The sequence below is a fragment of the Dyadobacter pollutisoli genome (assembly GCF_026625565.1).
GTDB classification, from domain to species: domain Bacteria; phylum Bacteroidota; class Bacteroidia; order Cytophagales; family Spirosomataceae; genus Dyadobacter; species Dyadobacter pollutisoli.
Window position 1 is genome coordinate 3,609,391 of record NZ_CP112998.1, and the last position, 14,181, is coordinate 3,623,571.

Here is a 14,181-nt window from a genome sequence, read left to right on the forward strand (position 1 = left end):
AGCCGGTTCATCGTAATTTTTTTCGGAAGGCATCTTCCAGTTTTTTATTGCCCGCGTAACCTGCCCGCGTCCGCAATGCAGGTGCTGCGCGTTGGTACAGTTCATTTTTCAGTTTCAATTTCTCCGCCGATGTCAGCGTTTTTCCATTCACCAGCTTTTGAAGAGAGGCAATCACGGGCCAATTTTGCAAGCCACCATTCAGCGGGCCGCTATTGATCAGCCTGTCTGACAGCTCCGAACCCAGCATCCGCAACTTTGCCCATTGATTTTTATCCGGCTGAATGTGGTCCAGAAAGCCCAGTAATTCCGCGGCCAGCTGCTCCGTACGCTTTTGGTCAAATGCTATTTTTGAATTAAAATCACTCGATACATCCTTCAATTCTCCGGTCAACCGCTTTTCCTTCTCTTTGATCGGCGGTGGATCATAACCACTTTTCTTCACAAAAGTCCTGGCTTTATGCTGCGCTGATTTGAGGTATTCCAGTGCTTTATTTTCAAATGGAAGTGCTTTTTCGGGCTCGTACATTCGCAAATGAAGCTCCGACTGCCACATTTGTTCCAAAGCCATTTTGAGCAAGCTCCGCGTCGACTGTTCATAAAATGTATTGGTTTCTGCATCATCGTGCGAATGGGTATACTGCTCCATTAATGCCTCCAGCGGGTCTTTGGAGCCACTTTCTTCCTTCTCATGTGCGTGGTCGTGCCCTTCCGCATGTGCCGGCTCGGTTGCGCGCCGCTCCGCCGCCTCTCCCTCGCCGTCCGACTTGTGTGTGAATGCATCCACGACGCCCGCACCCGAAGGTGCGTGATCCGCTTCCGCCGGTAGCCCGCCACCTCCGATGCTCGTCTCAAATTCTTCTCCCAAATATTGCCCGTAACGCAACCGGAGCACTTTCTGGTCGAAACCGATCTCATTGGAAATGGAGGCAAATTCCTTGGTTGGCAACTTTTTCCGCTTGGCAATCAGCTTTTCGGTATCGATAATGATCTGCCGCTGACTGCGGAAATATTCGGGCATAATATTGACAGCCATCGTAGCCAGTTCAGCTTCTTCAATCTGCGCAGTATCCTTATATACAATGAAATACGTGTCCGATTTACTGAAATTACCTTCGGGCTGCCGGTTATCAATAGCCGCCCAATAGTAGTACAGTTCATCCCCCGGTGCGAAATTCAGCTCGGTAAGGTTGATCATTTTTTTCAGGTTCGCCTGCTTAAAATCAGTTGGTGACAGCGGAAATTTCACCTCGCGAAATTTCACATTTTCACCCGATCCCCGCGCCAGCGTTGCTACGATAAACGCCTGCTTTACCTGGAAATCATCTGAAATTTTGGCTGAAACCTGAATGGTTTTATTGTCTTTAAAAAAATGATATTGATACAATTCTTTCGACGCGGGCTCAATTTTAGGCGCGAGGTCAGGTAACGCTTCCAGCCTGTAAAAGTCGGATTGGTAAATCAGTGAATCCTTCCAAAAAGCCTTGATCGTATACAACCCTGAACCTGCGAGCCTATCCTGATAATGAAAAGAGCCATTCTGCTTTTTAAACAAAACCTCCTCGCCACGGTTGTTGGCCAGCCTTACCGATACATTGCTGTCATGGCTGAGCACCACATTCCAATGAAGCGACGAACCCACTATCGCACTGATATTCAGATCATTCTCCTTTCTCGATGGAAGTTTGGTGTAAGCAGGCGGGGAGATAGTGACGTTCGAGGACTGAAACGACGGCGCGACAAGCGGGTTGCTCTTTACGATTTTCTGAGCTGATAATGATTTCCGGAATGTATTGCCAGAGTCCTTTTGAATTTTGGGATAAACGTAATAAAAGGCAGCTGAAAGAGTAACCAGAACCACGTACCACCGCATTCCCGTATATAATTTCGAATAAGGAAAACGCACCGATTTGCCCAAAATCCTTTCCAGCTGCAATTGCTCGGCAATGTTCAGCTGGTCCTTTTCAAGAATGTGCAGACTATATTCCGTTTCGCCGACATACTCATGAATTAATGAAATCGCTTCCGGCTTTTTGTTTTGAAAAAACCCTGTAAGCCACATTCCAACTCCCAGCCCGGCCAAAGCCCCGGCCAATGGCAGCAAATATTGATGCGCTGCAAAAACCGAGAGCAGCAAAAACGCCGAGACCGCCAGCATCAGACAGCGGATCGCCGCACTACCGTAAAGCTGCGTAGTAACGTTACCGATCAGTTTTTTCAGCTCATGCATAATTACGACTTACGTTTTTTCTCAGCGCCATCCAGCGCTCTGTCAACAATGTCGATATAAATAGTACCAACAACCATTGCTTTCCTTTTTCAGCGACGGGAATGCGATCGGGTTTGGCTTTTACAAACAATGCATTCAGCTGTTTCCGGCTCAATGGCGCATTCTTTTGTTTTAATTGAAACCATGAAACCAATGCACTACCCAGCCATTCCGGCAACTCTCCACTCTCCACCAAACCCGATGAAGAAAGTCGCAGCGAATCCTGAACCTGGATCACATTACCCGGCATTTCAGGCCTTTTTACATTTCCGGAAGTGATGTACAACGTTTGAGGCAGCGGCTTTTCGACCGCGCGATCCGTCAGAATCCATTGATATCGCTTTCCTTTAATTGACTGTTTATCAATGACAAATGGAATTTCGTAAACTTCGGTTAAGGCCAGTAACCCGGCTTCAACAGTTTGTCGCTCGGCAGTGTTTTTGTAATCAATCAGAACATCTATTATTCCGGCATGAACTGGTTTACGGGCTAAATGAATAGACTTATCTGCTGCCTCAGCCACTACCAACCGGCCACTTTTCGGATCAATGAATAATTTTTTTCCACCGTCCAATTCGAGGTATGGAATGGCTTCGCTACTCGCTGAATCGGTTACTGAAAACAACTTGAATGTCCCAGGTATGTATGTTTCAGGCAAAGCCGCCCATTCCGGGCTGTCCGTGATGTATAGATTGAAATTTGTCTTAGTGCCAGCAATCTGATTGATCGTTTTTTGTAAAAACAATACGCTTTCTGGATTCTGGGGCACATTGGCAACATCAGTCAGTTCCTGTTTTTCAGGCCCTATCCAGTAAATACTTTCACCTTTTTTCTTTGCAGTTTCAATTTCAAATCTAAAATTCTCGGTCACGGCACGATTGGGTTCTACCAGATGTACCGTCGTTTGCGCATTCATACCCGCCAGCCAGTTCCAAACTGGCCTGCTCAGTATCAGCGAGAGTAAAGTGATCAGCAAACACCTGATCAGCAAAAGTGGAATCTCATCCAATCTTACACCACGGTGCTGTAATGTCGTTTTTTCAGTTAACCACCGTGAAGCCGCCCAGGCGATAGTTTTGCCTTTTTTCTGGTACCAAAAATGAATGATAACGGGTAATATTACCGCCAGTATTCCCCAAAGCATGTATGGCTGCAGCAATTCCACTATCCTTTTCTTTTGGTTAAAAATGTTTTCAAAACCATCCCGACAGGGTCGCTCAGTTGCGCCCGTATCAGGTGTACATGAGGAATTTGCAGTTCTTCTTTCAATTTCAGCAGGTATTGATCCGCCGATTCCCTGAATTGTTCCCGTACCGACGCAGCATCCAGCTCTATTTCAGCGCCGGTTTCCAGATCTTTAAAACGATAAAAACCATCCAGATTGAAATTAACTTCCTGATCGCCCAAAATTTGAAAAATAACGATCTCCCGATGCGGATTAGCAAGCGATTTCACCAAATTGAGCCATTCCTCCTGAACCTGCAAAAAGTCGCTGACAAAAATGAGCTGCTCCTTTTTTCTGGACTGTAACTCGGGAAATTTCATCGTTTCGCCAGCACTCCATTCGCCGCCTGCCACCGTTTTTTCCAGCCCTACCAGTATCTTTTGAAACGCTTGCCTGCCGGAAGAAGCAGTGCCTGTTGCCGCAATAGTTTCAATAGAGCCATTTTTCAATGCATACAGGCTCATTTGGTCATTCTGAATGTAGCACAAGTAGGCCAGCGACGCCAGTAAAATTTGCGCATACTGCAACCTGCTCACTCCATTCTCCTCGTAATTCATGGAACCGGACAGATCCAGCATGAAACGGATTTGCCTGTCGCTTTCCGTGGAAGACTCGCGAATGAGGTGCTTATCAGTCCGCGCAAAAAGTTTCCAATCTATTCTTTTGGGGTCATCTCCCGGTTCGTAATGACGATATTGCTCAAATTCCACACCGATACCCGAGCGTTTACTGGCATGAATACCCAGCATCAATTCCTCACTGACGAGTTTGCCCGTCAGTTGCAGGTTTTTTAGCTTAATCAGGTTGGATGCCAGTAATCCGGTTGTTTTCATGGTTCATATGTTTCATGCCTAAAGGCATTTAAAATTGGATGCGACAACCATATTTTCCTACCGCGCGGCGGCGGCCAAGGTTGCATCGCTACGCGATTTGGCTTAGGTTCAAGCAAATGCCGTTAGGCATGTAATATCGGTAGTACGTTAAAATTGTGTCGTAATAAAAATGCCGTCAGGCATGTAACTGTGTACAAATGTAACATAGGCTCCCACGTTCAAAATTCACGGTTTCATTACCGCCAACAATTCCGATATCACCTGATCCGTACTGATATTTTCAGCCTCGGCGCGGAAATTCATGGCAATGCGGTGCCTCAATACCGGGTATGCAAGCGTCAGGATGTCTTCCGGGATTACCGCAAACCGCTCGTTCAACACTGCCCGGGCCTTGGCACAAAGTACCAGCGCCTGCCCCGCGCGCGGGCCTGCACCCCAGTCACACCATTCCTTTACAAAATCCGACGGACTACCTTCTGGCCTGGTACTTCTTACCAATTTATTGATCCATTTAATCAGCTCCTCACTGATATGTACCTGCCTGGTCAGTTTTTGCAGGTCGATAATTTCTTCATCCGATAAAACCCTATCTATCTGTGCACGAAACGATCCCGTCGTACCCTTCAGCACGTCCAGTTCCTCCTGTTCATTGGGATAATTCAGTTTGATATACAGCAGAAAACGGTCCAGCTGAGCTTCCGGCAAGGGATACGTACCTGCCTGCTCGATCGGATTCTGGGTAGCAATGATTAGAAATGGATTTGGCAAAACGTAGTTAGTACCGCCATAAGTCACACTTTTTTCCTGCATGGCTTCCAGTAACGCTGCCTGGGTCTTGGGAGGTGTCCTGTTAATTTCGTCGGCCAGCACAATGTTCGCAAACACCGGCCCCTGATTGAATTTGAAAAACTTCTTGCCCGTCTCGTGATCTTCTTCCAGGATTTCTGTTCCAATGATATCGCCAGGCATGAGGTCGGGGGTAAACTGAATGCGTTTGAAACTCATTTGCAAAGCTTCTGACATGGTTTTCACCATCAATGTCTTGGCCAGTCCGGGTACTCCTTCCAGCAAACAATGTCCCGATGCGAGCAAGGAAATCAGTATTTCGTCAATAGCCTCCTGCTGCCCGACAATGACCTTGGCTATCTCCTTTTTCAGAAGCGGCAGCTTGGCGACAAGCGATTTATAGTGTTCGAGTGAAATGTCCAAATTCGAATAATTTTTGTCTTCTGAACTTCTTTGTCATCTTGAGCGAAGTCGAAGGATATTACTGACGCTAGTAATGCCCTTCGACTCCGCTCAGGGCGACAAAATGTTCAAGTCGACATTTTAACAATAAATGACTATTTATGACAACGTCTGACTAAAAATGACAATACCTGACCGGCACCCCTACGCCGTCAACGCATACACCACAATATTCACCCCAAACCTCGTATTATCCACGGCCAGAAAACGCTTGTTACGGAAATCGTAGTCCCATTCGCAACCATAATCCTTGTTGCTGTATAGCACACCGATCCTTCCGTTAATCGTGATCGCTTTTAGATAATCGTGCACGAGATCATCCCCCCAGCCATTCAGCTCGAATGTGGTGGTCGGCGGGCCTTCCTCAAATTTGAAGAAGCTGTGATAAATTGCGTGGTTATTGGGAATCTTTTGCAATGCTTTGGGCCCGAATGTACGCTCCATTTCCTGTTCAAAAGATTTGGCAAAGAGTCCGTCGATATCATGGTTACAATCGTCCACGAACACAAAGCCGCCGTTCTGAACATACCTTTTGAAATGGTCACGCTCCTGAGACGAGAATTCCACCAGTTTGTGCCCGCTCAAATAACAGAATGGGCTTTTGAAAATCTCATTACTGCTTAGCTGGACTATTTTTTCCTTTTCGTCGACAGGTATAGTGGTATACTCAACCAGCGAATGCAACAGATTGGAAGGCATTCGCTGGTCGGTATCCCAGTTTCCCGACGTGTATTGAATTCTTGTGAAAAAAAATGGCTTCAATACTAAACAGCGTCGGAAAGTGATGAAAAAGTAAACTCTCTGATCTTCATGGGCGGTATCAGGTAGTTTTGGTTTGATTCGGTACTCACTACGCGCTCGGATTTCCCAAGCGTTTCGAGGTTATTCAGCATGATGACCGGACTTTCGTTGAAACGGAAATTCTTGATCGGATGCTTGATCACACCATTCTCGATATAAAAAGTACCATCCCGTGTGAGGCCTGTCAGTAACAATGTCTGCGGATCCACCTCCCGGATGTACCACAGTTTCGTGACCAGGATACCTTGCTTGGTTGACTTGATCAGTTCTTCCATCGTCGCCGTGCCCCCTTCCATGATCACATTCGTTGGGGTCGGAACAGGTTTCACATTGTTTTTCTGAGCCCAAAACCTGGAATAAATGAGATTTTTGACCACTCCTTTTTCAATCCAGTTGATTTTGTCGATCGCCTGGCCGTCGCCTGCCCATGGTGAAGCAGGTAGATCGGGGTTGGTGGGATCAGAGTAAATGTTGACGCGTTCGTCCACAATTTTCTCGCCTATTTTGCTTTTTCCATCCGGTTTGCTCAAAAACGAGCGTCCTTCATCGGCGCTTCTTGCATCAAAATTGAAGAATATATTTTCAAGTAAAACCGCAGCCGCCGTCGGTTCCAAAATGACGGTATACTTGCCTGGTTCCAATGCTTTTGCTTCCACAGAACCCAGCGATTTTTGAATGGCAATCCTGGTTGCAGCCGCTGTATCCAGCTTATTTACATCACTATACCCTTTCGCAATATAGCCCGAACCTTTTCCGTCAGGCGTACGGACGGTGAGTGAAAAATTGACACTGGTACTCGGATAGTAGGCAAACAATCCCTTGGAATTCATCATGGCCGAGTAGCCTTTTTGATTATCCAGAAAGCCAGCCGCCGTCAGATTTTGAGCACGTGAAAGTTCGAGGCTTTTGGCTACTGCGTCTGCTCTTTTATCAGGATTAATCCCCGCGGTTGATTCGAAAAACCCGCTTGACTTGACGTAAGTTTGCGGTTCAAGCACACTTACAAATTCAGGGTTTTCGGGAGCAAGCCGGGCAAGTTCCTCCGATCTCCGCACCACTTTTTCAAATGATTCATCACTAAATTCGTCTATCGTGGCGATACCGACTCTTTTACCAAAAGATGATTGTACCTGCAAATTCTGATTGATCAAAGAACCGCTGGTAGACACCTCATTGCGCGCATATCGCAGGTTGCCCCTTTCCTCGCCCAGAATGTTAATTTCGCATTCATCCGCTTTGGAATAACTCAGCACTTTTTGACACAATGCTTTTGCCTCTGATTCAGATAATATGATTGACATAGCTGATTAGGTTATATTTTTCTGGCGGTATTGATCACATTTACTCCATTGAAACGGGTAGTCGAGCTTCCGTGAGATACGGCGCTGGACTGCGAAGGCTGGCCTTTCCCATCAAAGAATGAGCCTCCCAAACGGTAGTCGCGGTCGTCGCAAACCTGTGCGCAGGAATTCCAGAACTCCTGTGTATTAGACTGATAAGCCACATCTTTGAGCATACCGACAATTTTCCCGTCTTTAATTTCATAGAATAACTGCCCGCCAAACTGGAAATTATAACGCTGCTGATCGATCGAGAACGAGCCGTCGCCGATGATGTAAATCCCTTTTTTGACATCCTTGATCATATCGTCTACCGATAGTGGCGTTTTGCCTGCTGCCAGGGAAACATTCGGCATACGCTGAAACTGAACCGAACTCCAACTATCCGCATAGCAGCAGCCATGCGATTCTTTTTCGCCAATGATATGTGCCTGATCGCGGATCGCCTGATAATTTGTCAGTATGCCATCTTTCACCAGGTCCCATTTCTTGGTGTTGACGCCTTCATCATCCCAGCCCACTGCGCCCAGCGAACCTACCTGCAATTTGTCGGCGATCAGGTTCACTTGTTTGCTGCCATACTGGAAGTTTTTGGATTTCCATTTGTCCAAAGTGGCGAATGATGTACCGGCAAAGTTGGCCTCATAACCCAGTACCCGGTCCAGTTCCAGCGGGTGACCGACCGATTCGTGGATCGTTAACCAAAGGTGTGACGGGTCAAGAATGAGGTCATACTTACCAGCCTCGACTGATTTGGCTGTCAATTTTTCCTTGGCTTGCTTGGCAGCCGCAGTCGCATCTTCCAGCATGTCATACCCTTTATTATAGCGCGTTGTGACACCGGTGATTTTATCAGCAGGGTTGGCCTGAAGATAGTCGTAGCCCATGCCCATTGGCGCGCTCAATGCATTTCTTGTTTCAAATTTTCCTGTTTTTGGATCAATGCATGTTACATTGAAAATCGGCCAGATCCTGTGCACATCCTGATCAATGTAAGATCCGTCGGTGGAGGCAAAATACTTTTGCTCATTCACGAGGAAAAGAATGGAATTGACATAGTTAGCGCCATTCTTCATCGCCGCATCATTTACAGAAAGCAGCAGATCAACCTTTTCCTTAATGGGCACTTCAAATGCGTTTTTCTTGATCGGCGCTTTCCAGCTTACCTCTCCAAAACCTTTCTGAGCAGCCAGCTGCACAGGTTCCTTCATCAATTTGGAGTTAGCCTTCGCAATGGCGACGGCATCTTCCGCAGCTTTCGCCATTTGGGCTTCATTCTTAGCGTCCACTACCGCAGCAAAACCCCAGCAACCATTGGCAATCACCCGTACCCCAACCCCATAGGACTCGGTATTGACGATATTCTGAACCTTGTCTTCGCGTGTGATCACGAACTGGTTGAGGTACCGTCCGATACGTACATCCGCATAGGAAGCGCCTTTGGATTTGGCGGCGTTCAACGCAGCGTCTGCCAGTCGCTTTTTAACAGCAACATCGTCTCCGGGATTCAGAAATGCTTCGGGAGAAACAGTCCTGCCCATTGCAAAGCCAGGTAACATGAACGCTCCCGTTCCAAGGCCAGCCATTTGAATAAAGTCTCTTCTTTTCAAGGTATAGTTGTTTGCTAATAGTGATGAAATTGGATTGGAATGCTGCAAAAGCGCAATTCATAAGGTAAGTAAAACACCTTTCAGAATCAATTCACTTTTTACATAAGGCCGGATATTGGTTTGAATGGTTAGCGTCACTTTGGTTACATTGCCGCAGTGGAGCAGCGGCAGTTCCACTGCGGCAGCTACACTGCGTCAGCTACACTGCGTCAGACAAGCTGGTGAATGTGAAGTCCCTGATCTTCAATGGCGGAACCAGGCTACCATTGGCGCGAACCGGTTTACCGATCGCTTCCAGGTTGTTGAGCATGATGACCGGACTCTCGTTAAAGCGGAAATTTTTTACCGGATATTTGATCTGCCCGTTTTCAATGTAAAAAGTACCATCCCTGGTGAGCCCGGTGTAAAGTAGCGTCTGCGGATCCACGGCACGGATATACCAAAGCCTCGTCACCAGAATTCCCTTTTCCGTCCCTTTGATCAGATCCGCAAGCGATTCATTTCCTCCTTGAAAAATAAATCCTGACGGCGCCGGAATGGCTTTCACTCCTTGCTTTTCTGCCCAGAAACGTGAGTAGGACATGTTTTTCACTACACCATTCTCTACCCAAACCACCTTTTCCTGTACCCTGCCATCACCTGCGAAAGGAGAGCCTGGGATTTCTATGTTAGAAGGATCCGAATAAATGTTGACGCGTTCATCAAACAGCTTTTCCCCCAGCCTGGTACCGCCTCCTTTTTTGCCCAAAAAACTTCTCCCTTCGTCCGCATTCCGTGCATCCATACTTCGCATCATGTTTTGGAGTAAATCAATACCGGCGGTAGGTTCCAGTATGACGGTGTATTTTCCGGGTTCCAATGCCTTTGCGCTCGCCGACGCCAGCGCCTTTTGCATGGCAATCTCCGTCGCTGACCTTGTGCTCAGTTTCGATGCATCATTATAATCCCGCTTCGCATAGCCTGAACCTTTGCCGTCTGCCGTACGAACGGTGATTGAAAAATCGATGGATGTTGCCTTGTTGTATCCAAACAAGCCTTTGTTGTTTCCCATCGCCGAAAAACCTGCGGTATCCTCCATATAACCGGCTGCTGTCAGATTTTTCTGCACGCAGGGATCAATGCTGTCAAAGGCCGCTTTGGCCCTGTATTCAGGATTAATGGCTGCGGTACTTGCTGCAAAGGAATTGGTTTCCGCATACTTTTGAGCGCCGAGCATCGGAACATATTCCGGATTGTCGGGCGCCAGTTTCGCGATTTCCTCTGCTCTTCTCACCGTCTTTTCCAGTGAAGCATCATCAAATTCATTAATGGTGGAAGTACCTGATTTCTTGCCGAATACCGAGGTTACCGACAGCGCCAGGTCATTGGTTTCGCCACTGGTAGACACCGAATTTCGGGCATACCGAATGTTGCCAGTCCGGTTACCGTCAAGTCCGACGCTGATTTCATCGGCTTTCGAAAATGCCAGTACTTTATCTATGATTTTCTTTGCTTCTTCTTTGGATAGTATTGCCATGGTTTGGTATAGTCAAGTGTTGTTGGGTATAGTCTATGGTCAGGGGTTGTCATGAGTGGTCATTTATTGTCATGAAGGGTCATTCTTTGTCATGAGTGGTCAGAGGTGGTCATTTGTAGTCATTTGTTGTTTCCTTAAAGTAATGACCAAAAGTGACGATCAATGACTACAAATGACTATTCGTACCAATTCATTCTTAAATCTTCCTCCCCGTATTGATCACATTCACACCGTCGAAACGGCTGGTAGCACTGCCGTGCGATACCGCGCTAACCTGGGCTGGCTGCCCTTTGCCGTCAAAAAACGAACCGAATGTGCGGTAGTCATCCTTGTCGCATAGCTGTGAACAAGAATTCCAGAACTCCTGGGTATTAGATTGGTAAGCCACGTCGTCGAGCATACCGACTATTTCCCCGTTTTTGATCTCGTAAAATACCTGCCCGCCAAACTGGAAGTTATAACGCTGCTGGTCAATGGAATAGGAACCTCTACCTATAATGTATATGCCTTTGTCAACACCTTTGATCATATCGATTACGCTGCGTTTTTCAGTACCCGGTTTCAAAGAAATGTTCGGCATCCGCTGGAATTGTACTGAATTCCAGTTGTCGGCATAGCAGCAGCCATGCGATTCTTTCTCACCGATAATTTTCGCCTGATCGCGGATCGCCTGGTAATTGACCAAAATACCATCCTTAATAATGTCCCATTCCTTGCAAGGCACACCTTCGTCGTCGTAACCAACGGCACCGAGCGTGTTCGGCTGTGTTTTGTCAGCGACAATGTTGACTAGCTTGCTACCATATGCGAAGCTTTTGGATTCCCATTTGTCCAAAGTAGCAAAGCTGGTACCGGCGTAGTTGGCTTCGTAACCCAGCACGCGGTCAAGCTCAGTCGGGTGACCTACCGATTCGTGGATGGTAAGGCCCAAATGGTTCGGGTCCAGTACCAGGTCATACTTTCCTGCCAGTACCGACTTCGCGGTCATTTTTTCCTTGGCCTGTTTCGCGGCGGTAATCGCGTCCTCGACCATATCGTAAGAATTGCGGTACCCTACCAGGCCATTCGGCCCGGCGATTTTTTCAGAAGCCAGTCCGTCGAGGTATTCGTAACCCATTCCCATCGGCGAGCTGATCGCGTCCCGGGTTTTGAACTTACCTGCTGCTTTATCGGTGACCGTTACTGTAAAAGTAGGCCATACCCGGTGAATGTCCTGATCGATGAATGACCCGTCGGACGAAGCGAAATATTTCTGTTCATTGACAAAAAACAGGTTCGACGTGACAAAGCTGGCGCCGTTTTGCATCGCAGCTCCATTCACATTCATCAGCAGATCAATCTTCTCTATGACAGGTATTTCAAATGCATTTTTTTTCAGAGGCGTTTTCCAGGATTTCTCTCCTACCCCTTTTTGTTCAGCGAGCACAACTGGTTCCTTCTGAAATTTGGAATTTGCCTTTGCTATTTCGACAGCAGTGGCCGCACATTTGGCGATACCTTCCGGCGTTACATCGCTGGTGGCTGAAAAGCCCCAGGTACCATTGGCTATCACCCTGATCCCGATGCCGTATGACTCAGCATTGACAATGTTCTGCACCTGCTTTTCTCTGGTGAACAGATATTGCTGAAGGTAGCGCCCGATACGTACATCCGTATAGGTAGCGCCTTTGCTCCGGGCCGCATTGAGCGCGACTTCGGACAGTTTCTTTTTAGCCGCGGCATCGATCCAGGGTTCGAGCAGGTGTTCGGCGGCAACAGGGCTTCCAATGACTGGTACGGAAGGCAGCATTAAAGCGCCTATTCCCATACCGGACATTTGCATAAAATCTCTTCTTTTCATTGGTTAAGGTTTAGCCGTAAGGCAGCAGATGAAGGAATTCTCTACGATTCGATATCACAATGTAATCAATATATTTTCAACAAATATTCGTGTGGCAATTTTTTTACCCCGCACGAAAAAATGCGATGGGAATCTCCTATCCGGAGATCCAGCGCATTCATTTTTTTCTTGAAAAAGTTAAAATAAATGGGTTGTCATTAATCGCCTCAGCTGCTGCTCGTCCCAAGGCTTGTTGACATAGCTGTGAAAGTACCCTTTTCCGGCAGCTATTTTGAACTCGTCTGTGTAGGCATTGCCAGTTAATATAATCCTGATACTGGCCGGAAACTGCTTGGAAGCAAGTTTCAGAAATTCCAGGCCCGTCATTTCGGGCATCTGGTGATCTGCGAATATGACGTCTATTTTATGCTCCTGAAGTATCTCCAACCCTTCCCTGGTTGAGCTTGCCACGAACACTGTCGCGTCTCGTCGGAAAGTAGCTTTAAATGAATTCAGATTGTTAATTTCATGATCAACGTAGAGTATGGTCATCATACACTAATATCAAATAGGGTTTACGGCAAAGTCCAAAACTAAGGAAGTGGCTTTGCGATCCCTAAAAATAATGAAATTATCAATTAAAAAATGTATATAATTAAATATCAACCGGTTGTAACTACAAACAATCTATTACTTCTCATTTTCCGAGGAACTCCCTGACCAGGAGCGCAGTGGCTTCCGGCAATTTGCTATCGGCCCCAACGGAACCGACCTCACCTATATACGTTCCGTGCGTGCCGGGCAATATCACCAGCTGCGCGCCTGGCACGATCCGGGACATTTTTACCGTGTGCTCGATTGTGATAACGTCTTTGTCCGCAACGATAAACAACGCGGGTGCTTTGATGCCTTTTACGGCTTCATCGGGAATATCCTTGAAATCGATCATACGTTGCTTGTCTTTATTGAACATCACCACGAGCTGACTTTTGTCAGGGGCAACTTTCGTGTAAGCTACTTTCAAAAATTCTGGCATATTGTCCAGCGTGACATGCTGCATACCTTCAAAAAATCCCTGCATGAAACCTTCGCGTTGATATGCGCCCGCTATCACAATGATTTTGCTGACAACTTCCGGGTGCCTGATTGCCATTTGCATCGTAGTAGTTCCGCCATTGCTGAAACCCAGAATATTCGCTTTGTCAATTTTAAGATATTGAAGCAAAGCCGTCACGTCGTCTGCGTCCTGCTCAAATGACTCGGGCCCGTTTCTGTCATTGGTCCGGCCGTGAGCCTGCAATTCCATGGCAATTACCTTATAATGAGCCGAAAACAGGGGCAGTATATTCCCAAATGATGTTTCAATCGTTGAGCCCCCGCCGTGTATCAGTACCAGTGGTATGGTGCCGTCGCCGTGGATTTCGTAATACATATTCAGCCCGTTGACCGGAGCATAACCCGTTGTTTTTGATTTTCCCATGGTATTAATTTTCTGTGCGGTTAGTGAAATTGGCGTCATCAGG

General features: G+C 47.0%; 11 protein-coding genes. All 11 read right to left on the reverse strand.

Features of this window, described 5'->3' with window-relative positions; translation table 11 throughout:
* Positions 1 to 7: 7 nt before the first annotated feature.
* A complete protein-coding gene (locus ON006_RS14685) occupies positions 8 to 2,227 on the reverse strand; it encodes a hypothetical protein (protein ID WP_244823173.1) in 2,220 nt (739 codons plus the stop codon).
* On the reverse strand, positions 2,220 to 3,431 hold the full coding sequence (locus tag ON006_RS14690) for a BatA domain-containing protein (protein WP_244823172.1): 1,212 nt from the start codon (positions 3,429 to 3,431) through the stop codon (positions 2,220 to 2,222). The genes ON006_RS14685 and ON006_RS14690 overlap by 8 nt, the downstream gene beginning before the upstream one ends.
* Complete coding sequence (locus ON006_RS14695; RefSeq protein WP_244823171.1) at positions 3,431 to 4,324, reverse strand: DUF58 domain-containing protein; 894 nt, start codon at positions 4,322 to 4,324, stop codon at positions 3,431 to 3,433. The genes ON006_RS14690 and ON006_RS14695 overlap by 1 nt, the downstream gene beginning before the upstream one ends.
* Before the next feature lie 225 nt (positions 4,325 to 4,549).
* A complete protein-coding gene (locus ON006_RS14700) occupies positions 4,550 to 5,527 on the reverse strand; it encodes an AAA family ATPase (RefSeq protein ID WP_244823208.1) in 978 nt (325 codons plus the stop codon).
* 189 nt (positions 5,528 to 5,716) lie between these two features.
* Positions 5,717 to 6,334, reverse strand: a complete 618-nt coding sequence (locus tag ON006_RS14705) for a DUF4159 domain-containing protein (RefSeq protein ID WP_244823170.1) — start codon at positions 6,332 to 6,334, stop codon at positions 5,717 to 5,719.
* Positions 6,335 to 6,336: 2 nt separating this feature from the next.
* Positions 6,337 to 7,674, reverse strand: a complete 1,338-nt coding sequence (locus ON006_RS14710) for a TldD/PmbA family protein (protein WP_244823169.1) — start codon at positions 7,672 to 7,674, stop codon at positions 6,337 to 6,339.
* A gap of 11 nt (positions 7,675 to 7,685) precedes the next feature.
* Positions 7,686 to 9,323 (reverse strand): TldD/PmbA family protein, encoded by a 1,638-nt coding sequence (locus tag ON006_RS14715; protein ID WP_244823168.1) that lies wholly within the window; start codon positions 9,321 to 9,323, stop codon positions 7,686 to 7,688.
* A gap of 199 nt (positions 9,324 to 9,522) precedes the next feature.
* Positions 9,523 to 10,839, reverse strand: a complete 1,317-nt coding sequence (locus ON006_RS14720) for a TldD/PmbA family protein (protein WP_244823167.1) — start codon at positions 10,837 to 10,839, stop codon at positions 9,523 to 9,525.
* Between the two features lie 196 nt (positions 10,840 to 11,035).
* Complete coding sequence (locus ON006_RS14725; RefSeq protein WP_244823166.1) at positions 11,036 to 12,679, reverse strand: TldD/PmbA family protein; 1,644 nt, start codon at positions 12,677 to 12,679, stop codon at positions 11,036 to 11,038.
* Between the two features lie 177 nt (positions 12,680 to 12,856).
* On the reverse strand, positions 12,857 to 13,213 hold the full coding sequence (locus ON006_RS14730) for a response regulator (RefSeq protein WP_244823165.1): 357 nt from the start codon (positions 13,211 to 13,213) through the stop codon (positions 12,857 to 12,859).
* Between the two features lie 142 nt (positions 13,214 to 13,355).
* Entirely contained in the window at positions 13,356 to 14,138 is a 783-nt protein-coding gene (locus ON006_RS14735) for an alpha/beta fold hydrolase (protein WP_244823164.1), read from the reverse strand.
* Positions 14,139 to 14,181: the final 43 nt, after the last annotated feature.

Bases quoted from the DNA above. Each gene is read 5' to 3' on its own strand.
- ON006_RS14685 (WP_244823173.1), bottom strand. From the start codon at position 2,227: ATGCATGAGCTGAAAAAACTGATCGGTAACGTTACTACGCAGCTTTAC.
- ON006_RS14695 (WP_244823171.1), bottom strand. From the start codon at position 4,324: ATGAAAACAACCGGATTACTGGCATCCAACCTGATTAAGCTAAAAAAC.
- ON006_RS14710 (WP_244823169.1), bottom strand. From the start codon at position 7,674: ATGTCAATCATATTATCTGAATCAGAGGCAAAAGCATTGTGTCAAAAA.
- ON006_RS14720 (WP_244823167.1), bottom strand. From the start codon at position 10,839: ATGGCAATACTATCCAAAGAAGAAGCAAAGAAAATCATAGATAAAGTA.
- ON006_RS14725 (WP_244823166.1), bottom strand. From the start codon at position 12,679: ATGAAAAGAAGAGATTTTATGCAAATGTCCGGTATGGGAATAGGCGCT.
- ON006_RS14730 (WP_244823165.1), bottom strand. From the start codon at position 13,213: ATGATGACCATACTCTACGTTGATCATGAAATTAACAATCTGAATTCA.
- ON006_RS14735 (WP_244823164.1), bottom strand. From the start codon at position 14,138: ATGGGAAAATCAAAAACAACGGGTTATGCTCCGGTCAACGGGCTGAAT.